Origin of the sequence: Pseudomonas sp. BF-R-01 (genome assembly GCF_019946615.1) — a bacterium.
Lineage (GTDB): Bacteria > Pseudomonadota > Gammaproteobacteria > Pseudomonadales > Pseudomonadaceae > Aquipseudomonas > Aquipseudomonas migulae.
On sequence record NZ_JAGYFX010000032.1, the window covers coordinates 1 to 24,657 of the forward strand.

A 24,657-nucleotide genomic window follows, 5' to 3' on the forward strand; every position below is an offset into this window, starting at 1 on the left:
CTCCTACAGAAGAGCAAAAAAAAAGCCCGACCAAAAGGTCGGGCTCTTTATAGGTCAAGCGGCTGGATTAGACCAGCTTCTCGAACTCAGGGATGGCTTCGAACAGGTCCGCCACCAGGCCGTAATCGGCCACCTGGAAGATCGGCGCTTCTTCGTCCTTGTTGATCGCGACGATCACTTTGGAGTCTTTCATGCCGGCCAAGTGCTGGATCGCGCCGGAGATACCGACCGCGATGTACAGCTGTGGAGCAACGATCTTGCCGGTCTGGCCGACCTGCATGTCGTTGGGTACGAAACCTGCGTCGACCGCGGCGCGGGAAGCACCGACGGCAGCGCCCAGCTTGTCGGCCAGGGCGTACAGGTGTTTGAAGTTGTCGCCGTTCTGCATGCCGCGGCCGCCGGAAACGACGATCTTGGCAGCGGTCAGTTCCGGACGATCGGACTTGGCCAGTTCTTCACCAACGAAGCTCGAAGTGCCGGCGTTGTGCGCAGCAGCAACTGCTTCAACGGCAGCCGAACCGCCTTCAGCGGCAACCGGGTCGAAACCGGTGGCACGCACGGTGATCACTTTGACCGCAGCGTTCGACTGAACGGTAGCGATGGCGTTACCGGCGTAGATCGGGCGCTTGAAGGTGTCAGCGCTTTCAACCGAGATGATCTCGGAGATCTGGTCAACGTCCAGCTGAGCGGCAACGCGCGGCAGGATGTTTTTGCCGTTGGAAGTGGCGGCAGCCAGGATGTGGCTGTAGCCCTTGCCCAGCTCGGCAACCAGTGGCGCGACGTTTTCCGGCAGTTGATGAGCGTAGGCGGCGTTGTCGGCCACCAGCACTTTTGCCACGCCAGCGATTTTCGCAGCGGCTTCAGCCACGGCGCCAGCGCCCTGACCTGCAACCAGCACGTGGATGTCGCCGCCGATTTTGGCAGCAGCGGCCACAGTGTTCAGCGTGGCCGGGGCCAGCACTTTGTTGTCGTGTTCAGCAATAACCAAGATAGTCATTTAGATTACCTTCGCTTCGTTTTTCAGTTTCTCGACCAGTTCAGCCACCGACTTGACCTTGATACCCGCGCTGCGTGCAGCAGGCGCTTCGACTTTCACGGTCTTGTTGGTGGAGGCGGTGGAAACGCCCAAAGCGTCCGGAGTCAGCACTTCGAGAGGCTTCTTCTTGGCTTTCATGATGTTTGGCAGGGACGCGTAGCGCGGCTCGTTCAAACGCAGGTCGGTGGTGACGATGGCCGGCAGTTTCAGGGAAACTGTCTGCGCGCCGCCGTCGATTTCGCGGGTCACGGCAACGCTGTCGCCGGACACTTCGACTTTGGACGCGAAGGTGCCCTGACCGTAGCCGCTCAATGCAGCGAGCATCTGGCCAGTCTGGTTGTTGTCGCTGTCGATGGCCTGTTTGCCGAGGATCACCAGCTGAGGCTGCTCCTTGTCGACAACGGCTTTGAGCAGCTTGGCAACGGCCAGGGAAGTCAGATCTTCAGCGGATTCGACGAGGATGGCGCGGTCGGCACCCAGAGCCAGCGCGGTGCGCAGTTGCTCTTGAGCGGTGGACGGGCCGATGGAGACGACGACGATTTCAGTCGCAACGCCTTTCTCTTTCAGGCGTACGGCTTCTTCCACTGCGATTTCGCAGAACGGGTTCATCGACATCTTCACGTTGGCGAGGTCGACGCCGGAATTGTCCGCCTTGACGCGAACCTTGACGTTGTAATCCACAACGCGTTTGACAGCTACAAGAACCTTCATGGATTCCTCGTTACTCTCCGGTGAAAAGAAAGTCGCCTAGGCGAACCTGGCGGTTGATGCTCATCGGGCGCAAGGGCACCTCTAAAAACGCCGGCATACGTGTCAAGTGACCATCGCTCATGACGTTGATGACCGTTCGTCAGTAGTGACCAACAAGTCATTAAATATCGTGGCGTGTAAACTGCGCGCCAACACTGCGCTGCACATCACCTTGTACTGCCATCGCCCTGTCTTTAGAGGTGCTCTTGAAACCAACAGTCAGCCTACGGCGAGCGCAAAACCGACCGTATCTTGACCGGAACGCCTATTCCGGTCAATACGGCAAAATGGCCAGTCATAAGCCGCGTGACTTTGATTTCTCTGGCTTTGAGCCGATTCAAACAAACGTTTGTATTGGACGCTAAGAGTGGTGTAGATATAATGCGCCACCCAAAGAGAAAGGTGGTTCATCGATTGTCCTCTTCCTGCCTCGTGCAGGAATTCATGGATGCGACACCAAACCTCCAATTAGAAAAAAAACTGTTGAGCCTTGAGTAGGAGATAACCTGTGGAACGCGAATACATGGAATTCGACGTGGTCATCGTCGGTGCCGGCCCCGCTGGTCTTTCCGCCGCCTGCCGCTTGAAGCAGAAGGCTGCTGAAGCCGGTAAGGAAATCAGCGTCTGCGTGGTCGAAAAAGGCTCCGAAGTGGGTGCTCACATCCTGTCCGGTGCCGTGTTCGAACCACGCGCCCTGAACGAACTGTTCCCGGACTGGAAAGAACTTGGCGCGCCGCTGAACACGCCGGTCACCCGCGATGACATCTTCGTGCTGAAAAACGCCGACAGCGCGCAGAAGATTCCCGACCTCTTTGTGCCCAAGACCATGCACAACGAAGGCAACTACATCATCTCCCTGGGCAACCTGTGCCGCTGGCTGGCTCAGCAGGCCGAAAACCTGGGCGTGGAAATCTACCCGGGCTTCGCCGCGCAGGAAGCACTGTTCGACGAGAACGGCGTGGTGCGCGGGATCATCACCGGTGATCTGGGCGTTGACCGCGAAGGCAACCCGAAAGAAGGCCTGTACACCCCAGGCATGGAATTGCGCGGCAAGTACACGCTGTTCGCCGAAGGCTGCCGTGGCCACATCGGCAAGCAGTTGATCAAGCGCTTCAACCTCGACAGCGAAGCCGATGCCCAGCACTACGGCATCGGCCTGAAAGAAATCTGGGAAATCGACCCGGCTAAACATCAGCCAGGCCTGGTGGTGCACACCGCCGGCTGGCCGCTGGACATCATGGGCACCGAGAACACCGGCGGCTCGTTCCTCTATCACCTGGAAAACAACCAGGTGGTGGTCGGTCTGATCGTTGATCTGTCCTACAGCAACACCTACCTGTCGCCGTTCGACGAGTTCCAGCGCCTCAAGCATCACCCGGTGCTCAAGCAGTACCTGGAAGGCGGCAAGCGCATCAGCTACGGCGCGCGCGCCATCTGCAAGGGCGGCCTGAACTCGCTGCCGAAAATGGTCTTCAAGGGCGGCGCGCTGATCGGTTGCGACCTCGGCACCCTGAACTTCGCCAAGATCAAAGGCAGCCACACTGCGATGAAGTCCGGCATGCTCGCTGCTGAATCCGTGGCCGAGGCGCTGTTCGCTGAAAAGGACGGCACCGAAGAACTGACCACTTACGTCGATGCGTTCAAGAAGAGCTGGCTCTACGACGAGCTGTTCGCCAGCCGCAACTTCGGCCCGGCGATCCACAAGTTCGGCGCCATCGTCGGCGGTGGTTTCAACTGGCTGGACCAGAACATCTTCGGCGGCAAACTGCCGTTCACCCTGCACGACACCAAGCCGGATTACGCTTGCCTGAAACTCGCGGCCGACTGCAAGAAGATCGACTACCCGAAACCGGATGGCAAAATCAGTTTCGACAAACTCAGCTCGGTGTTCATCTCCGGTACCAACCACGAAGAAGAACAGCCTTGCCACCTGAAGCTGGCCGACCTGAGCATCCCGATCGCCAAGAACCTGCCGATGTACGATGAACCTGCCCAGCGTTACTGCCCGGCCGGCGTGTATGAGGTGGTCACCAAGGAAGACGGCGAGAAGCGCTTCCAGATCAACGCCCAGAACTGCGTTCACTGCAAGACCTGCGACATCAAGGACCCTGCACAGAACATCACCTGGGTGGCACCGGAAGGTGCTGGCGGCCCGACTTACCCGAACATGTAAGTTGACTCGCTGAACATCAAGGCTCCCTAAATGGGGGCCTTTTTGTTGCCCGCAATTCATACCCCAACACTGTCCTGTAGGAGCCGGCTTGCCGGCGATGGCGGTGTGTCATTCGGCATTATCGGTGTCTGGCACGCCGCTATCGCCGGCAAGCCGGCTCCTACAGGGGTTCGCAACGGTTCAGGCAGCGCGCTCATCACCGGGATTACGCTCAAAGTAGCGCTTGTACTCCCGACTGAACTGCGACGTGCTCTGATACCCGACCCGATGCGCCACCTGCGCCACGCCCAAGCCCTCCGCCACCAGCAACGTCTGCGCCTTGAGCAAGCGCAATCGCTTCAAATACTGCACCGGTGACAGCAACGTGCTGCGCTTGAAATGCTCATGAAAAGTCGACGCACTCATGTTCGCGCAACTGGCCAGGGTCTCGACGTTCAAGGGTTCGGCGTAGTGCGCATGCAAATGGCTGATCGACGCCGCGACACGGGCGAACTGCCCCTGCTGTTCCACCAGCGCACGCAACACATCGGCCTGCGGCCCGCGCAACGCGACGAACAACAACTCGCGCAGGTGTGACGGCCCCATGATCCGCGCCTCCAGAGGATCGTGCAGACAACGCAACAACCGCTCCACACAGCCGCGCATGCCGTCGTCGAGCACCACCGAGGTCATCGACTCCGGCGTCTGCGCCGCAATGTGCCGTCCCGGCGCCAGTCCCATCGCCAGCACCAATTCCCCCAGCAGCACCCGGTCAATCGCCACGGAAACCCCGAGCAGCGGCGCATTCGGCAAGGCAAAGGTTTCGCACTCGAACGGCACCGGCAACGCTTGAATCAAGTAATGCCCGGCGCCGTATTCCAGGGTTCGCGGCCCCAGATACGCCAGTTTGCTGCCCTGGGCGATGATCATCAGGCTCGGTTCATAAATATGCGGGCCACGGGCGACGTCACAACTCGCGCGCAGAACTTGCACACCGGGCAACCCGGTCTGGGTGAAACCGTCGCGGGTCGCCAGTGGCTCAATCAGCGAAACCAGCGTGGCATTGGCATCGAGATGACGGGTCAACAACATGGGAGCTCTTCACAAAATAATCACGGAAAAAGGGATGAAAGCATCATCGCAGGTCTGATTGCCCATTGGACCCAACGAACGCAGATGCCGGAGGAATAGGCATGACACCCGGAGGAATCGCCATGGCCGCGTAATGGTACGGCGCCCAGAATGCGCCGCCTCACCTGTCATGCTTTTTGCGAGGTCCACCATGTACACCGCCATCGGATACGCCGCCCAGTCGGCCACCACTCCCCTTGCCCCCGTGAAATTCGAACGCCGCAGCCCGCGTGCCGACGACGTGGCGATCGAGATTCTCTACTGCGGCGTCTGCCATTCCGACATCCATCAGGCGCGCAATGAGTGGGGCATTGCCGTTTACCCGCTGATGCCCGGCCACGAGATCGTAGGCAAAGTGACCGCCATCGGTGCGAATGTCACCCAACATAAAGTCGGCGATCTGGTCGGCGTCGGCTGCATGGTCGATTCGTGCCGCAGCTGCGAAGCCTGCCAGGCCAACCTCGAACAATATTGCCTCGAAGGTCCGACCATGACCTACGCCACACCCGACCGGGTCGATGGCAGCAACACCATGGGCGGTTACTCCGACAGCATCGTGGTCAGCGAGCACTTCGTGGTGCGCATCCCGGAAAAACTTGACCTGGCCAGCGCCGCGCCGATCCTCTGCGCCGGCATCACCACCTACTCGCCGCTCAAGCACTACGGCGTGAAAGCGGGCGACAAGGTCGGGATTCTCGGCATGGGCGGCCTCGGCCACATGGGCATCAAGTTTGCCAAGGCTATGGGCGCGGAAGTGACGCTGTTCACCCGTTCGGCAAGCAAGGCTGAAGAAGGTCGTCGTCAGGGCGCGGACCATGTGATCGTGTCCACCGATGCCGAGCAGATGAAAGCCGCTGCCGGCCATTTCGACTTCCTGCTGGACACCATTCCGGTGCAGCACGACCTCAATCCCTACCTCGACACGCTGCGTTTCGACGGCGTGCACATTCTGGTGGGGTTGATTGAACCGATTGATCCACCGGTCCACGCGGCCAAATTGGTACTCGGCCGCCGGGTACTGGCCGGCTCGCTGATCGGCGGCATCGCCGAAACCCAGGAAGTGCTGGATTTCTGCGCCGAGCACAACATCACCTGCGACATCGAAATGCTCGACATCCGCCAGATCAACGAGGCTTACGCACGCATGATCGCCGGTGACGTGAAATACCGCTTCGTCATCGACATGGCGACGCTGAAAGTCTGATCAGACCTTAGCGGTTTATACCTTCAAGCCAAGCTCCGCCGAGAGCCGGGCCGTGACCCCTTTGATCAGGGGAATCAGCTCGGCCATTTTTTCCAGCGGCATGTACGGCACGGTGCTGGCAATGCTGATGCCGGCGACGATGCGCTTGCTGGCGTCACGGATCGGCGCCGCCACGCAGCGGATCGACGGTTCGTTGTCTTCCAGGTCGAAGGCGTAACCGCCCGCCACGTACTCAATCATGCGCTGCTGAAACTGCTCCCAGGATTGCTCCGGGTGCTGCGGCCAGAACTGATTTTTCCCACCCGCCGGCAGGCTGACTTCGTACAGCCGTTGCCATTCTTCCTGCGTGTCATCGAGCATCAGCGCCTTGCCGATCCCGGTGCGCGCCAACGGCATGCGGTGGCCAACCCGCGAACGCATTTCCGGACCATTGCGCCCCGGATTCTTGTGCAGGTACAGCACCTCGTCGCCCTCGCGAATCGCCAGGTGAATGGTGTCGCCGGTCAACGCCGACAACTCATCCAGATACGGACCGGCCAACGTGACCAGCGGCAATTCCTCACGCGCCTGAAAGCCCAGCTCGATCAGCTTCGGCCCCAGCAAATAACCGACTTGCGGCACCACGCGCAGATAACGCTCGTCCACCAGGCAACTGGCCAGACGATGGGTGGTGCTGCGCGTCGTGCCGATCAGCCGGGCGATTTCCTTGAGATCGCGGGCGCCACTGGCCACGGCCTGAACCACACCCAGACCGCGAAGCAGGGTCTGAGTGCCGGTCGGCGCGGCGTCCTTGGCGATTTTTGGGGCGTCTTCCTGCATATCCAGCCTTTACCGTTGAGCGAGTGAACGGGCGGCATTATGGTCGCCCGACGGCTACGACTACAACTTGATACGCTCGACCTTCCCGACCAGCAGAATGTAGGAAAGCGCCCCCAACAACGCGAGAACCGAGATGTAGGTGATCGCTGGAGCGAACGAATCACCGCTGGCGAGGAAACCGATGACAATCGGCGTGGCAATCGCCGACAGGTTGCCGATGAAGTTAAACACCCCGCCGGTCAGCCCCAACAAGCGTGCCGGTGCCAGCGTTGAAACCAGTGACCAGGTGATCGAAGCCAGACCGTTGCCGAAGAACGCCAAGGCGAGGAAGGCAATCACCAGCGGCGTCGACTCGACGAAATTGGCGCCGATGATCGAGGTGGAAATCAGCAAGCCGCCAATGATCGGCAACTTGCGGGCGAAACCCACCGTTTAGCCGCGTCGGATCAGGAAGTCGGAGAAGAACCCGGAACAGAGTACGCCGACGAAAGCGGCGAGAAACGGCAACGATGCCAGCAGGCCGGACTTGATGAAATCCATGCCGCGGTACTTCACCAGGTAGGTCGGGAACCACGTCAGGAAAAACCACAACGTCGAGTTGAGGCAGAACTGGCCAAGGTAAATGCCCCACAACTTGCGCTTGGTCAGGACGATGCCGAGGTCGGTCCAGCTGAATTTCGCCTTGACCTTCGCTTGCTCGGCCTGAATATCCACCAGCCCGCCACCTTCGCGGATCAGGTCGATTTCAGCGTCATTGGCGCCTTTGAAATCCCGCGGTTCGCGATACACCGCGTACCAGATCACCGCCCAGAGAATGCCCACCGCACCGGTGCTGACGAACACCATGTGCCAGCCAAATTCATGCTGCAACCAGGCGAGTACCGGCGTCAGGAACGCCAGGCCGACGAACTGGCCGGAGGTGTAGAAACCAATGGCCGTGGCGCGCTCACGCTCCGGGAACCAGGTGGTAACCACGCGGCTGTTGATCGGATACGCCGGAGCTTCCAGCGCACCGACCGCCATGCGCAAGACGAACAGCGCAATGAAGCTGGCGGCGAAACCGAGCATCACCGTGGCGATCGACCACAGCAGCAAGGCGAGGCTATAAAGGATGCGCGGCGGAACGCGGTCCACCAGCCAGCCGCCGGGGATCTGCATGGCGGCGTAGGTCCAGCCGAACGCGGAGAAGATCAGTCCGACATGGATCGGGTCGATGCCCAGGTCACTGGTCAGCGCCGGGGCGGCGATGGACAGGTTGCTGCGGTCCAGATAGTTGATCACCACGGTGATGAACAGCAGGACCATGATGAAAAAACGCTTGCGGCTGGGCGCCACCAACGACGCCTGCCCAGTGAGGGTTTGCGGTTGCATGGGGAATGCCTCTTCTTATGTTTATTGAGGTCGGTCTAAAGACTTGCACTGAACCCTGTAGGAGCCGGCTTGCTGGCGATGGGGGTGTGTCAGGCACCATCAATGTTGAATGATATGCCGCTATCGCCAGCAAGCCGGCTCCTACAGGGGATTTGCGGTGGGTCGGCGATCACTCACCACTCGGCAAAACTGCCATCGGCATGGCGCCAGATCGGGTTGCGCCAGCGGTGGCCGACCGCCGCGCGTTCGATCACGTATTCCTCGTTGATCTCGATCCCCAGGCCCGGGCCGTTCGGAATCTTCACGAAGCCTTTGTCGTAATCGAACACTCGCGGATCCTTGACGTAATCCAGCAGGTCGTTGCTCTCGTTGTAGTGGATGCCCAGGCTCTGTTCCTGGATGAACGCGTTGTAGCAAACCGCATCCAGTTGCAGACACGCCGCCAGCGCAATCGGCCCCAACGGGCAATGCAGCGCCAGCGCTACGTCATAGGCTTCGGCCATGTTGGCGATCTTGCGAGTCTCGGTGATGCCACCAGCATGAGAAGCATCCGGCTGGATGATGTCGACGTAACCTTCGCTGAGCACGCGCTTGAAATCCCAACGCGAGAACAGACGCTCACCGAGGGCAATCGGTGTGCTGGTCAGCGGCGCCAGCTCCTTCAGCGCTTCGTAGTTTTCGCTGAGCACCGGCTCTTCGATGAACATCAGTTTGTACGGATCGAGTTCCTTCATCAGCACCTTGGCCATGGGTTTGTGCACCCGGCCATGGAAGTCCACACCGATACCCACGTTCGGGCCGACCGCATCACGTACGGCGGCGACGTTGGCCAGGGCCAGGTCGACTTTCTCGAAGGAATCGAGGAACTGCAGCTCTTCGGTGCCGTTCATTTTCACGGCGGTGAAACCACGGCTGACCGCTTCTTTCGCGGCGCGCGCGGTGTCTGCCGGACGGTCACCGCCAATCCACGAATAGACACGAATCTTGTCGCGCACCTGACCACCGAGCAGGTCGCTGACCGACACACCCAAGGCCTTGCCCTTGATGTCCCACAACGCCTGGTCGATGCCGGCAAGCGCACTCATGTGGATCGCACCGCCCCGGTAGAAGCCGCCGCGATACAGCACGGTCCAGATGTCTTCGATGTTGCGTGGGTCTTTGCCGATCAGGTAGTCGGACAATTCTTCAACGGCAGCCGCCACCGTGTGGGCACGGCCTTCGACCACAGGCTCGCCCCAACCGGTCACGCCCTCGTCGGTTTCCACTTTCAGGAAGCACCAGCGCGGCGGAACGATGAAGGTGGTCAGTTTAGTGATTTTCATCTCTTCTCTCTCTTATTAGATGCAGCGCGCTCGGCGCCAAAAAAGTCTTAACGCAGAGCGTTCCATGCAGCGACGTAGGCCTTGGCATTGGACGCCACTTGCGCCGCAGTCATGCCCGGTTTGAACAACCCGGACCCGAGGCCGAAGCCCTTCACGCCCGCATCGATAAACACCTGCATGTTCTCCGGGGTGATCCCGCCCACCGGCGCCAGAATCGTCCCGGCGGGCAACACCGCCAGCCAGGCTTTTACAACCGCCGGGCCCATTTGTTCGGCGGGGAACATCTTCAGCACGTCCGCGCCTTCAGCCAATGCAGCGAACGCTTCGGTCGGCGTCGCCACGCCAGGCGACAGGAACAACCCGGCGGCCTTCGCGGCGCGCAGCACTTTGGGATCGCTGTGGGGCATGACGATGACCTGCCCGCCGGCGGCTTTCACTTGCTCGACCTGCTCCGGCGTCAACACCGTGCCGGCACCGATCAGGCAATCGGCAGGCAAGGTACTGCGCAGGATGCGGATACTTTCGTACGGCTCGGGGGAATTGAGCGGAACTTCGATGACGCGAAATCCGGCTGCGTAAAGGACTTCTCCGATAGCCGCCGCTTCCTGCGGGCGCAGGCCACGCAGGATTGCGATCAGGCCGTTTTGCGCCAATGCTTGTTTGAGCATGTCAGACCTCCAGTCAGGTTTAACGGGATGGGTTTGGAGTGATCAGCCCGGCGGCGAGCGCCAGTTGCCACAACCCGCGTTCGGTGGCCTGTTCGGCCAGCGTCACTCGGGCAAAACCGCAGGCGTCGAGCGCCCGGCTGTAACGGGCACAGAGTTGGGAATTGCCGATGAGAATGATCGATGGCAGATGAACGCTGTTGCGCCGACGCCGCTGAACCGTGGCCAACGCCGACAGCTCATGGCCGATCAACAGGCCGGACAAATAATCCGGTTGCGCACTGCCGCTCAGTTCGCCGGTCAGCCCGAGGCTGCGGGCACTGAACAGCGTCGACAGCGGGCCGATTTCGCCGTCCGCCGACAGGGCCACTTGCACGCCACGGTCAAACGCGTCGCCATCGAAAGACCCACCGCGTTGCTGGGTGCGCCCCAGAATGCTGTGTTCGCTGAGCACCGCGAAGACTTCGCCGGTCATGAAGGTGTCGAAATGCACGATGCAGCCATCGGCCACCTCCACCCATTTCGAATGGCTGCCCGGCAGGCCGATCAACAGATCGCTGCCCGCCTCGCCCGCCAGGTTTTGCAGCACGCCGAGGACCTGGGTTTCTTCACCGCGCATCACGTTCGGCAGGCGCGAACGCTGAATCACGCCCGGCACGATGTGCACATCGACACCGCGAAGACTGCGAATGGTTTGTAGGGAAGTTCCGAGATTGGCAACGTTTGCCGGCGTGTCACGGTAGGCCGCTTCGCACCAGCCTTGCGCGCTGCCAACCATGCCGCAGGCAATCACCGGCAAACCGGGTTGCTCATCGAGCCAGTCACCGCAGGCCTCGTCAAAGGCCAGTTCAAAACCGTCGGTGCATGCCAGACCGTTAATGATTCGCGGCGTCCGGGGCAGCTGCATGATTCCCGATGACAGCGAACGCTGTTCGAGCACCTGGCCACCTGCGGCGAGTTTGTAAGCACGTAATGAGGTTGTCCCCCAATCGAGCGCGATCAATTGCGCCAGCATCGCTTCACCTGTTTTGTTTATTGGCAGTGAGTGAGCTGGACTATAAACCCTGACACGGTAAAATCTCAATATATAAATATACATCCCATATTTTGGGATCAAGCCAAAAAAAGATCGCAGCCCTCGGCAGCTCCCCTATTAGGAGCCGCCGAGGGCTGCGATCCTTTAAACGATCAATTGCCCGCAGCAAAATCCCTTAGCACCGCACCATCCATCCGATACCGCACCCACTCTTCCTGTGGCTGCGCACCCAAGGATTTATAGAACTCGATAGCCGGCTTGTTCCAGTCCAGCACGCTCCACTCAAAACGCCCGCAATCATTGGCGCAGGCAATTTTCGCCAAGTGGCGCAGCAGGGTTTTACCGGCCCCGCCACCGCGCTGCTCGGGAGTGATGTAGAGGTCTTCGAGGTACAGGCAGTTGCTGCCGAGCCACGTGGAATAGCTGAAGAAGAACACCGCAAAGCCGATCGGCAAACCGTCGCGCAGGCAGATCAGGCCGTGGGCGGTGGCGCCTTCGCTGAACAGGCTGCGCTCGATGTCGGCGACGCTGGCGATGACTTCGTGGCGGGCACGTTCGTAATCGGCCAGTTCAGTGATGAACGCGAGGATTTGCGGAGCATCGCTGGGGGTCGCCGGGCGGATTTCGATCGTCATGGACGTGCCTTCGTCAAAAGTGGAAACGCCATACTAAGTCGGCGCGCAACGCTCGTCACACTGGAAATTCAAAGCTGATCTATGGAGGATGTGGAGCCGCTGCCCCAACCGTTTTCACTTAACAGGACGTTTATGACGACTGATGCTTTCGCGCCGCTGCCAATCCTCGCCGCCAGGTTGCTGCCCCACGCACTGGAACCCTCGGAAGACGGCGCCCACGATCTGTCGCACCTGCAGCGGGTCTGGCACAACGTGCGCACTCTTCATGCTGAGGAAGGTGGCGATATTGAAGTGCTGCTGGCAGCGGTGCTTTTGCATGATTGCGTGTCGCTGGAGAAGAACTCGCCGTTGCGTTCGCAAGCATCGCGGTTGGCAGCCGAGAAGGCCTCTGCAGTGTTGACCGACATGGACTGGCCCAGCGCAAAAATCAGCGCCGTTGTACACGCCATCGAGGCCCACAGCTTTTCTGCCAACATCACTCCAAGTTCCCTGGAAGCGAAAATCATGCAGGACGCCGACCGTCTCGATTCCCTTGGCATGCTCGGCGTTGCGCGCACCTTTTACATCGCCGGTCGCATGGGCAGCGCGCTGTATGACCCACAAGACCCGGAAGCGAATGCGCGGGAATACGATGACAAGCGCTTTTGTCTCGATCATTTCCAGACCAAGCTGCTGCACTTGGCAGACGGTTTCCAGACCCTCACCGGTCAACGCCTGGCCCGCATCCGGCATGAACGTTTGAAAAATTTCATGGAGCTGTTCAAGGAAGAAATCGGCATCGGCCGAGTGCATTACTCCGCCCACCACTAACCCTGGAATCGATAACCTCAGACCTAACATCGGCGCCTTGCATGATAGATAGATGACACTCTCCGTTATCGGGTCAAGGAAGCGCGTCATGTCTACTGCTCCACCTCAGGTCTCCAGCAAACTGTTCGGCCTGTTTTGCCTCGCCAGTTATTTGCTGTCGCTGTCCTATGGCTCGACGTTTTTGCTGTCGCTGTTGATCGGCTCGCGCGGCGGTAATGAACACGATGCCGGCAGTGTGATTTCGGCGGCGATGCTCAGTACGTTTGCGGCGGTGATCGTTTCCGGGCACTTGTCCGACTGGCTTGGCGCGGCGCGTTCGATTGCGCTGTTCGGCGTGCTGCTGGTGGCGGCCAGCCTGGGTTTTGCACTGACGCCGGGCTTCGGCCATCTGCTGCTGTTTTTCGGCTTGCTGCTGGGTTTGGGCTGGGGCGTTTTCTACACGCTCGGGCCGATCATCGTCGCGAGCCTTGTGACGCCTGCCCAGCGGGCCAGATATTTCGCGCTGCTGTCGGGCAGCATGATGACCGGGATCGGCAGCGGCCCGTTGCTGGGCCGCGCGGCCAGTGCGCTCGGCTATCCCGTAACGGCGGCGTTTTACCTCGCGGCGCTGGCCAGCCTGATCGGCGTGTTGCTGTTCTGGCGCCTGGATGCGCAGCTGAAAAAAGCGCCCTCGCCGACCGCTGCGGTCGCACGCATTTCCTGGCGCGCAACCCGGCAGATTTTGTCGTCCCGCGCAGTGTTCCCGATCCTCATGGTCGGCCTCGGCGGCTGTGTGTTCGGTGGTCTGTCGAGCTTCCAAACCAGCTACGCGGCGTCTCGTTCGCTGGATTACTCGCTGTTCTTTTTCGGCTTCATGGGCGCGGCGATCAGCAGCCGGATGGTGATTGCCGGGTTCGTGGTCAAGCGCGATCCGTTCCGCGCGTCTTGCCTGTTGTCCGGGCTGATGATGGTTTCGATTGTGATGTTCGGTTTCGTGGTCGACAGCGGCTTGAGCTACGTGCTCGCGGCGATGATGCTCGGGGTCGGTTACGGGCTGACGTATTCGGTGATCAATGGCCTGGCGGCGAATGAAGCGCCGCACAGCACCACCGCGCAAGCGTTGCTGCTGTTCAGCCTGTCGTACTTCATTGGTGTGTTCGGCTTTCCGTTGCTGGCCGGGAAGATCATCGTCGAACACGGGATGGCGACACTGTTGCTCACCGTTCTCGCCGTGGCGCTGTTGAACTGGCTGATCACCGTGGGCCGCCTGATCTGGCGCCGCTACACGGTCAAAACGTTGCAAGAAGCCTGAACCGTTCGTCGTTCATCAGTATCCATGAACGTCGATGAAAACCGATCAAGCTTGGTGCGGCTGGGGTTGAGGTGGCGCGCAAGCTGGACGTGTAAACGTTTGAGGGCCCCCTTCGCGGGCAAGCCTCGCTCCTACAGGAACTACGCGATCCCTGTAGGAGCGAGGCTTGCTCGCGAAGACGTCAGATCAGGCGCCGAACGTTTTACTGATCAACGCATCCACCTCGGCAGTCCCAGGCGAAGTCGCCGGCCCCCACCGAGTCACCGCCAGCGCCGCTGCCGCATTCGCCCGCCGCGCCGCTTCACCCGCAGACAACCCTCGCGCCAACCCGGCCACAAACACCCCGGCATGGGCATCCCCGGCGCCGTTGCTGTCCACCGCCTCAACCTTGAAACCCGGCACGTGCTGACGCTCGCCATGCTGATGAATCCAGCACCCTTGCGGACCGTCGCGGACCACCATCAACACCTTCGACGGCAGATGATCGGTCAGTCGATCCAGCGCCTCGGCAATGTCCGACGCCCCGGTAAACCGCAGCGCCTCGACGCTGTTGCTGGTCCACACATCGATGCGCGGCAACAACGCCTGCATCAACGGCGCATCGGGTGATTCCACCAGCGGGCCCGGGTCGAACACCACGTTGATCGCACTCGGCAAATCCAACACCCAATCCACCAGCGCCTGAGCCTTGCCGACATGCAGCAGGCTGTAGCCGCTGACGTAGACATAGTCGCCCGCCTGCGCCGCTACGCTGTTCAAATCCTCTGCGGACACTTCACCTTCGGCGCCGATGTAGGAAACGAAGCTACGTTCAGCCGAGGCGTCCGTGATCGCCACGCACAACCCCGTGTCTCGTTCAGCATTGTGAGCAATGCCGATGCGAATGCCTTCAGCCTTCATCGCCTCACGCGCCAGGTCGCCGAAACGACCAGTGCCATGACGGCCCAGGTAAACCACCGGCAAGCCATTACGCTGAGCGGCGGCCATCACATTGAACCCGCCGCCGGCTTCGAAACTGGCGGATTGCGCCAGTACGTCGCCGCCGGCTTGAGGCAGTTTATCCACGGCCATGACCAGGTCGATGATGACCTGGCCGGTGTGCAACATTTTAGGCATGAGCATTCTCGAGCGACGCGGCGCGGCGATCCCTGGCCCCGCCGAGTACAAAATAAATCCCGCCGGCGACCAGGAACGTCACGATCCAGCCAAGGCCGTTATGCCCCAGCCACGAGTCGGAAAGGAACCCACGGAACCAGACGGTTTGTTCGGTGGTGCCAATGGTGGTGAAGCTGAAACCCAGCACGATCGCCAGGGCCCACGCACCGAAAGCACGCCACTCGACGCCGCCGCGATACCAGTAGGCGCTGCTCGGGCTGACGTCCAGCAGGTCTTTGGGGCTGTAGTAATGACGATGAATCAGGTCAACGACGAAGATCCCGACCCACGCCGTGATCGGCACGGCCAGCAGCGAAATGAAGGTGATGAACGGGCCGTAGAAACTGTCGGCGATCAGCATGAAGTAAATCGAACCGGCGAAAATCGCCACGATGTCGACCACCACGGCGTAGACACGCTTGACCTTCAGGCCGAGGGTCAGCGTGGTCAAGCCGGCGGAATACACCGACAGGTTGTTCGACAGCAGCAAGCCGCCGAACGCGGTGATCAGGTACGGCACGGCCATCCAGGTCGGCAGCATGTCGCGGATCGCGATGATCGGGTCAGTGGCCGACGCCAGGTCGTTGTTGCCCACCGACAGCAGGCCGCCGAGGGTGATCAGCAACACCAGCGGGATCCCGGCACCAAACGCGGCGGAAGCCACCAGACGTGCCGCCTTGACGCTGCGATGCTGATAGCGCGACATGTCCGCACCGGCGTTGGCCCAACCGATCCCGGTGCCGGCGGCCATGGTGCCGACGCCGATGATCATTGCGCTAAGCGGTGCAGGCGTGGCGTTGAACACGGCGCTCCAGTCGATGGTGGCGCAGAGGAAACCGCCGACCAGAATGTTCAGCGCGCCGAACACATAAGTCGCCCACTTCTGAATCACCAGCAACGTCGCGTGACCGAGGCCGGACACCGACAAGGTCAGCAGCACGAAAATCGCGATGAAGATCAGGGTCAGCACCGGCGCGCTTTTGGCCTCCACCGGCGACCCGAACAGGATCGAGCACAGCGACAGCAACACGAACGCGGCGGTGGTGGTGTTGACGGTTTCCCATCCCAGCCGCGACATCAGCGAAACCAGGGTCGGGCCGATATTGCCGCGTACGCCGAAGATCGCCCGCGACAGCGTCAGGCTCGGTGCGCGGCCACGGCGACCGGCAATGGAAATGATCCCGACGACGGCAAAAGAACCGGCAGCGCCGAGGATCGCGACGATGATCGCCTGCCAGATCGCCAACCCGCGAAACGCCACCAGCGTAGCGCCGAGCGGCAGACCGAGGATGGAAATGTTAGCGGCGAACCAGACCCAGAACAGCTGCAGCGGATGCCCGTTGCATTCGGCTTCCGGCACCGGCTCGATGCCTCGGGTTTCCAGTTGCCCGGCGCTTTGCCCGGCGTTCGATGAACTCATGTGAAATGCTCCTGTTGCCTTTGTTGTGGTTATGGGCAATGACGGAAGACGAAAACAACATCCCGGCTGTCCTGGCCAAGTCAGTGCGATCCATTGCTGTGAGAACTTTCAAATAGGTGGTGCGGCCATCGCCGGCAAGCCGGTCTCGCTCCCACAGGTATTGGGAACACCGCAGATCACTGTGGGAGCAAGCCTGCTCGCGATGGCGTCGGCACAGTCAGCGCAGAGCCAACAGTCCTTTTACCAATGGCTCTAAATCCAATCCATTGACGATTTTAACCTTGTCGATCATCGCCACCGGCCAACTCTCAAGCCCCAGACAAGCCCCGAGCATGGCCCCCAGAATCGCCGCGATGGTGTCGGTGTCGCCCCCCAGACCTGCGGCCATGCACAGCGCGTCGAAGGCATTTATTTCACCGATGGCCACTTGTTGCGCCAGGGCAAACGAAACCACCACCGACTCCTGCGAAGCCACCGACGTGCCGATCACGTCGTACATCAAGTCCGCCAGCATCGCCTTGTCGCTGTCGACGCTGATCGTCCGCGCCCAACTGATGCGCGAGGCAATGCGTCCGCCTGCGACCCAGTGACCGTGGCTTTCCGCTTGCTGGGCGATTTGCTGGCCGAGGTTCAATGCCTCGCCGAGGTCCATGCCGTTGATGCCGGCCGAGACCACCGCCGCCACCGCCGCCGCGCTGGAAATGCCCAGCGTGGTGTTGTGGGTGACCTGGCAGGCCTGCACCACGGCGTTGATGAAACGCTCGGGATCGCGGACATCCGCCGAAATGCCGACGGGCGTGATGCGCATCGCCGCGCCGTTGGTGGTGCCGTAGCGCCCCGCTTCTTCCGGCGAATGACCGGCGAGGATCATCTCGATCGCCCGTTTGGTCGACGGCCCGAGCAAGTCCTGCGAGCCCTTGGCCTGCATCGCGGCTTCCCATTCGATCAGCCGTTGCGCCAGTACCGACGGTTCGATCCTGCCCTTGCCGTCGATCAACAACTGACCGACCAGAATGGCCTGTTCGGTGTCGTCGGTGATCGAGCCTTTAGGCATGTTGGCCGCAATCGGTTGATTGGGGCCGGCGTCTTGCAGATCGGTGATTTCACCGAAACGCGCCTTGATGACGGCGCGGCTCAGCGATTGCGTCGGCATGCCCAGCGCATCGCCCAGGGCCAGTCCGTAAAACGCGCCCAGTGCACGATTGAGCGCGGTCATTGTGGGTTTCCAAATTGCAGGTGCAGGCGAAAGTGCACGGGATCGAGCAGGCTTTCGACCTGCTCCATGAAGCGGTTCTGCCGGTCGTAGGTGGTGCGCAAGGCTTTGAGAAACACCGTGCCGACCGGACGACCGAGCAGCTCGGCGTCTTCGGCGCTCAAGGGTTCGGCGCCGATCCATTGATCGCCGCGCTCGCCGATGTAGCCGTACGCGGCCAGGGTGATGGTCAGGGAATTGTCGATCAGGCCGACACGCGGCAGGCTTTCCAGGCCTCCGGTGGCGGGCATCAATGAGCGTTCGAGGGAAACCAGCTTGCCGTCGGTGGAACGACGGCGGCGGTCGAGGGTGATGAATTGGTCAGTGCCGAAACGCGGCAGCAGGTCGGGGCGAGTCACCGCCTCGAGCCGCAGCACTTCGGTATTGATCAGCGCCCCGCTGTCGGCCAGCGCCTGCGCCCAACCGCTGCGCTGATCGAGCACCACCCCGTCGAACGTGACGATGGAACCGACACCACTTTGCGTCGCGATGTAGTTGCGCCGTTTCAATTCGGCCAGGGCTTCACGCAGCGTACCTCGGCTGACTTTGAATTCTTGAGCCAACTGATGCTCGCCCGGCAACTGAAAACCGTCCTCCATGAGGCCGCTTTCAATGCGCCGGATGAGTTCGTCGACCACCCGTTGTTTCTTGTCAAATCGTACCTGTCTAATCATGTACAAATTGATACCCGAAACGACTTGTAACAGGCAAGACATATTTAGGGGGAGTGACGGAAGGATGCGGTCGCGAGGTGAATCAGGTACATCGTCTTCGCGGGCAAGCCTCGCTCCTACAGGTTATATGTCAGTCGCGTAATCCATGCACGACACATAACCTGTAGGAGCGAGGCTTGCCCGCGAAGGGGCCAGCACAGACAACAAAAATCTCAGCGTTGTTTCAGACGGTCGATAACCACAGCCAGCAGCAAAATCGAACCACGAATCACGTACTGATAAAACGTATCGATGTTCTTCAGGTTCATCGCATTCTCGATGATCGCCAGAATCAACACCCCGGCGATCACATGCCGGATCATGCCGATCCCGCCACTGAGCGAAACCCCGCCAAGCACACACGCCGAGATCACCGTCAGCTCGAAACCCTGGCCGATCATCGGCTGGCCGGAAGTCATCCGCGACGCCAGAATCACCCCGGCCAACGCCCCGATCACACCGTGCACGGCGAAGATGATGATCTTGGTCCGGTCAACGTTGACCCCGGCCAGCAGCGCCGCTTCCTGGTTGCCGCCGATGGCCATGGTGTTGCGCCCGTAGGTGGTGTAATTCAGCAACCAGCCGAAAAACAGGAAGCAGGCAATGGTGATCAGGATCGGCACCGGCACGCCAAACAACTGGCCGTTACCGAAGACGAAGAACGACTCCTGCGACACGCCCACCGCTTTGCCATTGGCAAAAATGTAGGCCAGACCGCGAACGATCTGCATGGTCGCCAACGTAGTGATCAATGCATTGACCCGCAGCTTGGCGATCACGATCCCGTTGATCAGCCCGACTATCAAGCCCATGAACAGCGCCGCCACCACACCGAGAAAAACGCTGTCGGTGTCACGCATCACCACCGCCGCGACCACGCCGGCACAGGCAATCACCGAGCCCACCGACAAGTCGAAATGCCCCGACGCCAGGCAATACAACATGGTGCACGCGGCTATCCCGGTGGTGGAAATCGCCAGGCCCAGGCCGCGCATGTTCAGCGGCGAAAGGAAGTTGTCGATCAGCAAGGTGCAGAGCACAAAGATCCCGACGGCCGCGAGCAGCATCACCCAGTCATCGAGAAAGCGCCGCAGGTCCAGAGGTTTGCGCTGGGTGGGCAGAGCGTTGTTTTGGGTTGTCATCATAGTCACCTCTCAGTTCGCCACGCCGTCAGCACGGTGGCGCGGCAAAGCCAGTTGCAGCAGGTTGGATTCGTTGGCCTCGTCACGGGACAGTTCGCCGCGCATCGCGCCTTCGCAGAGCACCAGGATGCGGTCGGAAATACCCATCACTTCCATCAGGTCGCTGGACACCACGATCACCGCGATGCCGCTTTCAGCCAGGTTATGGATGATCTGGTAAATCTCGGCCTTGGCGCCGATGTCGATGCCGCGAGTCGGTTCATCCAGAAGCAGCACTTTCATCGGCATCGACAGCCAGCGGCCGAGAATCGCCTTCTGCTGATTGCCGCCGGACAGGTACATGATTTTCTGCGCCGCGCTGGGCGTCTTCACTTTCAGCGCCTTGATCTGCTTGTCGGCGTTGTCCTTCTCCCACAGGCCGCGCAACAGGCAACCGAAGGTGGAATGGGCGCCGCGCGCGCTGATGTTGATGTTCTCGGCAACGCTGGAGAGCGGCATGATGCCCTCCTTCTTGCGGTCCTCGGGACACAGCAGAATGCCGGCGGCAATCGCATCGCGGGGTGAACGCAGTTTCAGTTCATGACCGCGCAATTCCAGGCGCCCCGCGGTGTTGCGCTCAAGGCCGCTGAGCATGCGGAACAGCTCGGTTCGCCCTGCCCCCACCAGGCCGAACAGCCCGAGAATTTCGCCTTTGTGCGCATCGAAACTCACCGGCTCACGCAAGCCCGGCCCGAGCAGACCGTCGACCCTCAACGCCACCGCGCCACGCTTGCGCGGGCGGTAATCGTAGATGTCCTGAATGTCGCGCCCGACCATGCACGTGACCAATTGATCGTGGGTCAGCTCGCTCATGTCCTCGAAGGTGCGCACGTAGCGGCCGTCCTTGAACACCGTCACCGCGTTGCAGATGCGGAACACTTCTTCCATGCGATGGGAGACGTAAAGCACCACTTTGCCTTCGTCGCGCAGGCGCCCGATGATCGCCATCAAGCGATCGATCTCCCGCGCCGAGAGGCTACTGGTCGGTTCGTCGAACGCGATCACATGCGCGCCACGGGACAATGCCTTGGCGATTTCCACCAGTTGCCGTTGACCGAGGGACAGGCGCCCGACCTTCTCCTGCGGATCGATTTCATCGGCCAGGCCCTTGAGGCAGGCCAGCGCTTGTTGTCGCAGTGCGTTGCGATTGATCAGGCCGAAACTGGCAGGCAAATGACCGAGGAACAGGTTTTCCGCCACGGTCATTTCCGGCACCAGGTGCAATTCCTGATGGATCACCGCCACCTTGTTGCCGATGCTGTCGGCGGTGGATTTGAAGACCATCGTTCGCTCGCCGATCTGCAGGTCGCCGCTGTTCGGCGTGTAGGCGCCGCCGAGGATTTTCAGCAGGGTCGATTTGCCGGCGCCGTTCTCGCCCATCAAGGCATGAACCTGACCCGGATGGGCGACGAAGCTGATGCCGTCCAGCGCCTTTACCCCGGGAAAGGTCTTGCCGATCCCATTGAAGCGCAGGCTGCCGCCAACGCTGTCGTGTTGTGTCTGTACTTGCGCGTGCATAAAACACCTCATCACACAGATCAGGCAGCCCCGTCGCCAGGGCCGCCGATGAAATCAACCGCGCCTCAGTTCCAGAGGCCGATCTTTTCCAGTTCCTGCTTGAAGTTGTCGCGCGTGATCAGGGTCACGTCGTCCATGGCGGTGTACTTCGCCGGCTCTTTGCCGGTGGTGACCCACTCGAACATCATGCTGGCGGTGTTGTAACCCTCGATGTGCGGGCTTGGCAGCATCGAGCCGAAGAAGCCGCTGTTGGGCTTTTTCAGTTCGCCGATGGCGTCGGTGCCGTTGATGCCGATGCCGATCACGTTGGCCGCAGCAAAACCGGCGCTCTCGGTGGCGCGTACGCCGCCCAGCACGGTGTTGTCGTTCATGCCGCCGATGATCAGGTTCTTCGCCGCGCCCGGCAGTTTCACCAGCGCCGAGTTGGTGGCGTCCATGCTGCCCGGCACGTCGAGGGTTTTCAGGGCCGAGAACAGGATGTGGTCTTTTGGCATGCCGGCGTCTTCCAGCGCTTTGACCGAACCGTCGGTGCGCTTCTTGCCGGTGTCGAGCTCGTTGTAGGTGTTGATGACCGCGTAGGTGTCTTTCCAGTCCCAGTTGCGTTTTTTCGCTTCGGCGGCCATCGCCGCGCCCTGCTTCTGGCCGACTTCGAACGCCGCCATGCCGAGGTACGGAACGTCTTCCATGAACTTGCCGCTGGCATCGACGAAACGGTCATCCACGGCAATCACTTTCAAACCGTTGAGTTTGGCTTTGGCCATGATCGCCGGGCCGAGGGACACGTCCGGCGGGCAAATCACGAAGCCCTTGGCGCCGTTGGCAGCCAGGCTGTCGATGGCGGACAGGGTTTTCTCGCCGTCCGGCACGGCGATCTTGATGACCTTGAAGCCTTTCTCTTTACCGGCCTTTTCGGCGAAGGCCCATTCGGTCTGGAACCAGGGCTCTTCCGCCTGCTTGACCAGAAAACCGATCTTCACTTCCTCGGCCGCCAGCAAGCTGCTGCTGAGGCTGACCGCGGTGACCGCCAAAGCGGCACAGCACAGGGAACGGATCCCACGACGACGATTCATAAGCTGACTCCTTGTTATTTTTTTTGAGCGTTATTTTTCAAAGCCGGTGTAAACGTTGTAGCAAATAGTCATATCGTATGATGATTGGATTTCAGACGTAATTCCGCGCCTGAAACCCCGGTTATTCAGTCGTGGTACATCACCGAGCGCCCACCATCGATGGTGATGCACGAGGCGTTGATGAACGGCGCTTCATCGCTGGCCAGGAAGACTGCCGTCATCGCCACTTCAATCGGCTGGCCAATGCGCCGCGGCGGATGCAGATCGAAAGCGCGCTGACGTTCGGCCTGCGGGTCGGCAAAACCGTTCCAGTAATCGACGTTCAATTGGGTTTCGATGTAGCCCGGTGCAATGGCGTTGACGCGAATGCCTTTCGGCGCGTATTCGATGCCCAGTGCGCGGGTCAGGCCGAGCAAACCGTGCTTGGCCACCGGGTACGGGAAGCAGCCGGGAATGATGTGCGTGGAATGGGTCGAGGCGATATTGATGATGCTGCCGACGCCCTGCTCGATCATCTGCGGCAACACCGCCTTGCAGCCGAACCAGGCGCCATCGAGGTCGATGGCAAAGCAGCGGCGCCAGTCTTCTTCAGTCATTTCCAGCGGATCGCGGAACACATTGACGCCGGCGCAGTTGACCAGCACGTCGATGCGGCCATGCAACTCGACGGCCCTTTTTGCCATCGCGTGCAGGTCTTGTTGATTGGATACGTCAACCTTGATCGCCTGAACATCGAAGCCTTGGGCGCGCCAATGCGCCGCGACGCTTTCGACTTTCTCGCCCTGGATGTCGCTGATGATCAGCCTGGCTTGCTGGCAAGCGAAGGCCGCAACAATCGCCTCGCCAATGCCCTGAGCGGCACCGGTCAGCAGCACGACCTTGTTTTTCAGGCGCTCGCCCTTCGGCGGTTCGGGCACTGGAGGCAGGGAGAGCGCTTCAGCCATGGATCAGCGCTCCCTTTCGCGGGCACGACAAAAACCGGGCATCTGTCGATGTCCGGCCAAAAAACGTGTTGGAAAATCGCTGCATCACTTCACCTGTTTTGTTTTTTTAAGTGTGAGTGCGTGTAACTGATTGGAGCCGACTATAAACCCGACCACCAAATAATCTCAATATATAATTTTACATCCCATATTTTGGGATTTAATCGGCAAATCTCGTACAGGGTTTTCCTGGTATATCGACCCGGATCGACAACACCGCGCCGTCCAGCGGATGGTTGAGCGGGCTCGCAGCGCTGGTGATGTAGAGGGTTTTCAGGTCGGCGCCACCGAAGACACAACTGGTCGGGCGACTGACTGGCAATTCGATGATGCGATCGACATACCCATCCGGTGTCAGCCGGATCAGGCAGCTGCCGTCCCAGCGCGCGTTCCAGATATAACCTCTGGCATCCATCGCCGAGCCGTCGGGGCCGCCACGTTGATGCGGGCCGAACCAGACCAGCGCGGGATCGAGGCCGCCGTCGGTGCGGATGAAATGCTGGTAGAGCGTGCCATCCAGGCTGTCGGCGAAATAAAGCGTGGTGGCGTCATCGCTCCACAACAACGTGTTGGGAATGCCCAAACCGCGCAGCAGCGGCGTGACCCGGGCATCGCGGTCGATACGAAACAAGCCGCCGGAACGCCGCACAACGGGCAGGTCTTCGCCATTTTCGCCGATGTTGTTTTGCATGGTGCCGAGCCAGAGTCGCCCCTGGGCATCGCAACGGGCTTCGTTGCCGCGATTGCCCGGCTGCGGGTCGGCGACGCAGAACAAGGTCAGCCGTGGCTCAAGGCCTGGTGAATCCAGATCGAGCCGATACACGCCACTGCTCAACGTCACCAGCGCATCGCCGCTTTCGCAGGGAATGAAAGCCGACACGTGCTCGGGCATCTGCCAGATCTGCACGTTGGCACCGATCAGGCGCAGCGCCTGTTTACCGGCGATATCCACCCAATAGAGGGCTTGCGTCGGCGCATCCCAGAACGGGCCTTCGCCGAGGCGTGCCCGGTGTCCGGTGACTGCGGTCCATTCCATGAAACCTCCTGCGTTGTTCTTGTTTTATGTGGGAGCGGGCTTGCTCGCGAAGAGGTCGTGTCAGACGACATTGACGTTGAATGACACACCGCCTTCGCGAGCAAGCC

Annotated in this window: 21 protein-coding genes and 1 pseudogene; 4 read left to right on the forward strand and 18 right to left on the reverse strand. The window is 60.6% G+C overall.

The features are described from left to right. Positions 1-67: 67 nt before the first annotated feature. Both KGB27_RS14155 and KGB27_RS14160 read right to left on the reverse strand, forming a co-directional pair. A complete protein-coding gene (locus KGB27_RS14155) occupies positions 68-997 on the reverse strand; it encodes an electron transfer flavoprotein subunit alpha/FixB family protein (protein ID WP_223453145.1) in 930 nt (309 codons plus the stop codon). Then, positions 998-1,747 carry an electron transfer flavoprotein subunit beta/FixA family protein gene (locus KGB27_RS14160; RefSeq protein ID WP_007942046.1) on the reverse strand — a complete coding sequence of 250 codons (750 nt, stop codon included), beginning with the start codon at positions 1,745-1,747 and terminating at the stop codon, positions 998-1,000. 547 nt (positions 1,748-2,294) lie between these two features. Here KGB27_RS14160 and KGB27_RS14165 point away from each other — a divergent pair. Beyond that, positions 2,295-3,959: an electron transfer flavoprotein-ubiquinone oxidoreductase gene (locus tag KGB27_RS14165; RefSeq protein ID WP_032829072.1), complete on the forward strand. Its 1,665-nt coding sequence runs from the start codon at positions 2,295-2,297 to the stop codon at positions 3,957-3,959. Between the two features lie 180 nt (positions 3,960-4,139). Here KGB27_RS14165 and KGB27_RS14170 read toward each other — a convergent pair whose 3' ends face one another. Beyond that, positions 4,140-5,030: an AraC family transcriptional regulator gene (locus tag KGB27_RS14170; protein WP_207286294.1), complete on the reverse strand. Its 891-nt coding sequence runs from the start codon at positions 5,028-5,030 to the stop codon at positions 4,140-4,142. Positions 5,031-5,220: 190 nt separating this feature from the next. Here KGB27_RS14170 and KGB27_RS14175 point away from each other — a divergent pair, with 190 nt between their 5' ends. Continuing rightward, the gene (locus KGB27_RS14175; RefSeq protein WP_008032874.1) at positions 5,221-6,273 is read left to right on the forward strand and encodes an NAD(P)-dependent alcohol dehydrogenase; all 1,053 of its coding nucleotides are present in this window, start codon (positions 5,221-5,223) and stop codon (positions 6,271-6,273) included. A 15-nt stretch (positions 6,274-6,288) separates the two neighbouring features. On the opposite strand, the gene KGB27_RS14180 is transcribed toward KGB27_RS14175, so the two are convergent. The 6 genes and pseudogenes from KGB27_RS14180 to KGB27_RS14205 form a co-directional block, all read right to left on the reverse strand. Then, positions 6,289-7,092 carry an IclR family transcriptional regulator gene (locus KGB27_RS14180; RefSeq protein WP_008032872.1) on the reverse strand — a complete coding sequence of 268 codons (804 nt, stop codon included), beginning with the start codon at positions 7,090-7,092 and terminating at the stop codon, positions 6,289-6,291. 60 nt (positions 7,093-7,152) lie between these two features. Further along, positions 7,153-8,463 (reverse strand): annotated as a pseudogene (locus KGB27_RS14185) (MFS transporter). A gap of 173 nt (positions 8,464-8,636) precedes the next feature. Further along, positions 8,637-9,785 (reverse strand): galactonate dehydratase, encoded by a 1,149-nt coding sequence (gene dgoD / locus KGB27_RS14190; RefSeq protein WP_007903915.1) that lies wholly within the window; start codon positions 9,783-9,785, stop codon positions 8,637-8,639. Between the two features lie 47 nt (positions 9,786-9,832). After that, on the reverse strand, positions 9,833-10,453 hold the full coding sequence (locus KGB27_RS14195; RefSeq protein WP_008032870.1) for a 2-dehydro-3-deoxy-6-phosphogalactonate aldolase: 621 nt from the start codon (positions 10,451-10,453) through the stop codon (positions 9,833-9,835). A gap of 19 nt (positions 10,454-10,472) precedes the next feature. Beyond that, positions 10,473-11,465: a 2-dehydro-3-deoxygalactonokinase gene (locus KGB27_RS14200; protein ID WP_192227895.1), complete on the reverse strand. Its 993-nt coding sequence runs from the start codon at positions 11,463-11,465 to the stop codon at positions 10,473-10,475. Positions 11,466-11,638: 173 nt separating this feature from the next. Next, positions 11,639-12,121: a GNAT family N-acetyltransferase gene (locus KGB27_RS14205; RefSeq protein WP_008034765.1), complete on the reverse strand. Its 483-nt coding sequence runs from the start codon at positions 12,119-12,121 to the stop codon at positions 11,639-11,641. A gap of 132 nt (positions 12,122-12,253) precedes the next feature. Here KGB27_RS14205 and KGB27_RS14210 point away from each other — a divergent pair, with 132 nt between their 5' ends. Both KGB27_RS14210 and KGB27_RS14215 read left to right on the forward strand, forming a co-directional pair. Next, on the forward strand, positions 12,254-12,931 hold the full coding sequence (locus KGB27_RS14210) for an HD domain-containing protein (RefSeq protein WP_223555015.1): 678 nt from the start codon (positions 12,254-12,256) through the stop codon (positions 12,929-12,931). 88 nt (positions 12,932-13,019) lie between these two features. Continuing rightward, positions 13,020-14,222, forward strand: a complete 1,203-nt coding sequence (locus tag KGB27_RS14215; protein ID WP_223555018.1) for an MFS transporter — start codon at positions 13,020-13,022, stop codon at positions 14,220-14,222. A 186-nt stretch (positions 14,223-14,408) separates the two neighbouring features. Here KGB27_RS14215 and KGB27_RS14220 read toward each other — a convergent pair whose 3' ends face one another. From KGB27_RS14220 to KGB27_RS14260, 9 genes are all read right to left on the reverse strand, one after another. Continuing rightward, a complete protein-coding gene (locus KGB27_RS14220) occupies positions 14,409-15,338 on the reverse strand; it encodes a PfkB family carbohydrate kinase (RefSeq protein WP_223555020.1) in 930 nt (309 codons plus the stop codon). Then, positions 15,331-16,797, reverse strand: coding sequence for a purine-cytosine permease family protein (locus tag KGB27_RS14225; RefSeq protein ID WP_008031640.1), 1,467 nt, complete (start codon positions 16,795-16,797; stop codon positions 15,331-15,333). The genes KGB27_RS14220 and KGB27_RS14225 overlap by 8 nt, the downstream gene beginning before the upstream one ends. Before the next feature lie 217 nt (positions 16,798-17,014). Then, on the reverse strand, positions 17,015-18,013 hold the full coding sequence (locus KGB27_RS14230) for an ADP-ribosylglycohydrolase family protein (RefSeq protein ID WP_207286290.1): 999 nt from the start codon (positions 18,011-18,013) through the stop codon (positions 17,015-17,017). After that, on the reverse strand, positions 18,010-18,723 hold the full coding sequence (locus tag KGB27_RS14235; protein ID WP_032832566.1) for a GntR family transcriptional regulator: 714 nt from the start codon (positions 18,721-18,723) through the stop codon (positions 18,010-18,012). The genes KGB27_RS14230 and KGB27_RS14235 overlap by 4 nt, the downstream gene beginning before the upstream one ends. Before the next feature lie 212 nt (positions 18,724-18,935). After that, positions 18,936-19,904: an L-arabinose ABC transporter permease AraH gene (gene araH / locus KGB27_RS14240; RefSeq protein ID WP_032828927.1), complete on the reverse strand. Its 969-nt coding sequence runs from the start codon at positions 19,902-19,904 to the stop codon at positions 18,936-18,938. 12 nt (positions 19,905-19,916) lie between these two features. Then, positions 19,917-21,461, reverse strand: a complete 1,545-nt coding sequence (gene araG / locus KGB27_RS14245) for an L-arabinose ABC transporter ATP-binding protein AraG (RefSeq protein WP_223480814.1) — start codon at positions 21,459-21,461, stop codon at positions 19,917-19,919. A 65-nt stretch (positions 21,462-21,526) separates the two neighbouring features. Continuing rightward, the gene (locus KGB27_RS14250) at positions 21,527-22,531 is read right to left on the reverse strand and encodes a substrate-binding domain-containing protein (RefSeq protein WP_008031628.1); all 1,005 of its coding nucleotides are present in this window, start codon (positions 22,529-22,531) and stop codon (positions 21,527-21,529) included. Positions 22,532-22,656: 125 nt separating this feature from the next. Continuing rightward, entirely contained in the window at positions 22,657-23,475 is an 819-nt protein-coding gene (locus KGB27_RS14255; protein WP_223555023.1) for an SDR family oxidoreductase, read from the reverse strand. A 199-nt stretch (positions 23,476-23,674) separates the two neighbouring features. Beyond that, the gene (locus KGB27_RS14260) at positions 23,675-24,550 is read right to left on the reverse strand and encodes an SMP-30/gluconolactonase/LRE family protein (protein WP_223555025.1); all 876 of its coding nucleotides are present in this window, start codon (positions 24,548-24,550) and stop codon (positions 23,675-23,677) included. Positions 24,551-24,657: the final 107 nt, after the last annotated feature.

What these genes read in the sequence shown, in the direction of transcription:
- KGB27_RS14155 (WP_223453145.1), bottom strand. Translation starts at nt 997, where the DNA reads ATGACTATCTTGGTTATTGCTGAACACGACAACAAAGTGCTGGCCCCG.
- KGB27_RS14175 (WP_008032874.1), top strand. Translation starts at nt 5,221, where the DNA reads ATGTACACCGCCATCGGATACGCCGCCCAGTCGGCCACCACTCCCCTT.
- KGB27_RS14260 (WP_223555025.1), bottom strand. Translation starts at nt 24,550, where the DNA reads ATGGAATGGACCGCAGTCACCGGACACCGGGCACGCCTCGGCGAAGGC.
- KGB27_RS14230 (WP_207286290.1), bottom strand. Translation starts at nt 18,013, where the DNA reads ATGACCGCGCTCAATCGTGCACTGGGCGCGTTTTACGGACTGGCCCTG.
- KGB27_RS14220 (WP_223555020.1), bottom strand. Translation starts at nt 15,338, where the DNA reads ATGCCTAAAATGTTGCACACCGGCCAGGTCATCATCGACCTGGTCATG.
- KGB27_RS14225 (WP_008031640.1), bottom strand. Translation starts at nt 16,797, where the DNA reads ATGAGTTCATCGAACGCCGGGCAAAGCGCCGGGCAACTGGAAACCCGA.
- araG (WP_223480814.1), bottom strand. Translation starts at nt 21,461, where the DNA reads ATGCACGCGCAAGTACAGACACAACACGACAGCGTTGGCGGCAGCCTG.
- KGB27_RS14200 (WP_192227895.1), bottom strand. Translation starts at nt 11,465, where the DNA reads ATGCTGGCGCAATTGATCGCGCTCGATTGGGGGACAACCTCATTACGT.
- KGB27_RS14205 (WP_008034765.1), bottom strand. Translation starts at nt 12,121, where the DNA reads ATGACGATCGAAATCCGCCCGGCGACCCCCAGCGATGCTCCGCAAATC.
- dgoD (WP_007903915.1), bottom strand. Translation starts at nt 9,785, where the DNA reads ATGAAAATCACTAAACTGACCACCTTCATCGTTCCGCCGCGCTGGTGC.
- araH (WP_032828927.1), bottom strand. Translation starts at nt 19,904, where the DNA reads ATGACAACCCAAAACAACGCTCTGCCCACCCAGCGCAAACCTCTGGAC.
- KGB27_RS14180 (WP_008032872.1), bottom strand. Translation starts at nt 7,092, where the DNA reads ATGCAGGAAGACGCCCCAAAAATCGCCAAGGACGCCGCGCCGACCGGC.
- KGB27_RS14170 (WP_207286294.1), bottom strand. Translation starts at nt 5,030, where the DNA reads ATGTTGTTGACCCGTCATCTCGATGCCAATGCCACGCTGGTTTCGCTG.
- KGB27_RS14255 (WP_223555023.1), bottom strand. Translation starts at nt 23,475, where the DNA reads ATGGCTGAAGCGCTCTCCCTGCCTCCAGTGCCCGAACCGCCGAAGGGC.
- KGB27_RS14195 (WP_008032870.1), bottom strand. Translation starts at nt 10,453, where the DNA reads ATGCTCAAACAAGCATTGGCGCAAAACGGCCTGATCGCAATCCTGCGT.
- KGB27_RS14160 (WP_007942046.1), bottom strand. Translation starts at nt 1,747, where the DNA reads ATGAAGGTTCTTGTAGCTGTCAAACGCGTTGTGGATTACAACGTCAAG.
- KGB27_RS14235 (WP_032832566.1), bottom strand. Translation starts at nt 18,723, where the DNA reads ATGATTAGACAGGTACGATTTGACAAGAAACAACGGGTGGTCGACGAA.
- KGB27_RS14215 (WP_223555018.1), top strand. Translation starts at nt 13,020, where the DNA reads ATGTCTACTGCTCCACCTCAGGTCTCCAGCAAACTGTTCGGCCTGTTT.
- KGB27_RS14210 (WP_223555015.1), top strand. Translation starts at nt 12,254, where the DNA reads ATGACGACTGATGCTTTCGCGCCGCTGCCAATCCTCGCCGCCAGGTTG.
- KGB27_RS14250 (WP_008031628.1), bottom strand. Translation starts at nt 22,531, where the DNA reads ATGAATCGTCGTCGTGGGATCCGTTCCCTGTGCTGTGCCGCTTTGGCG.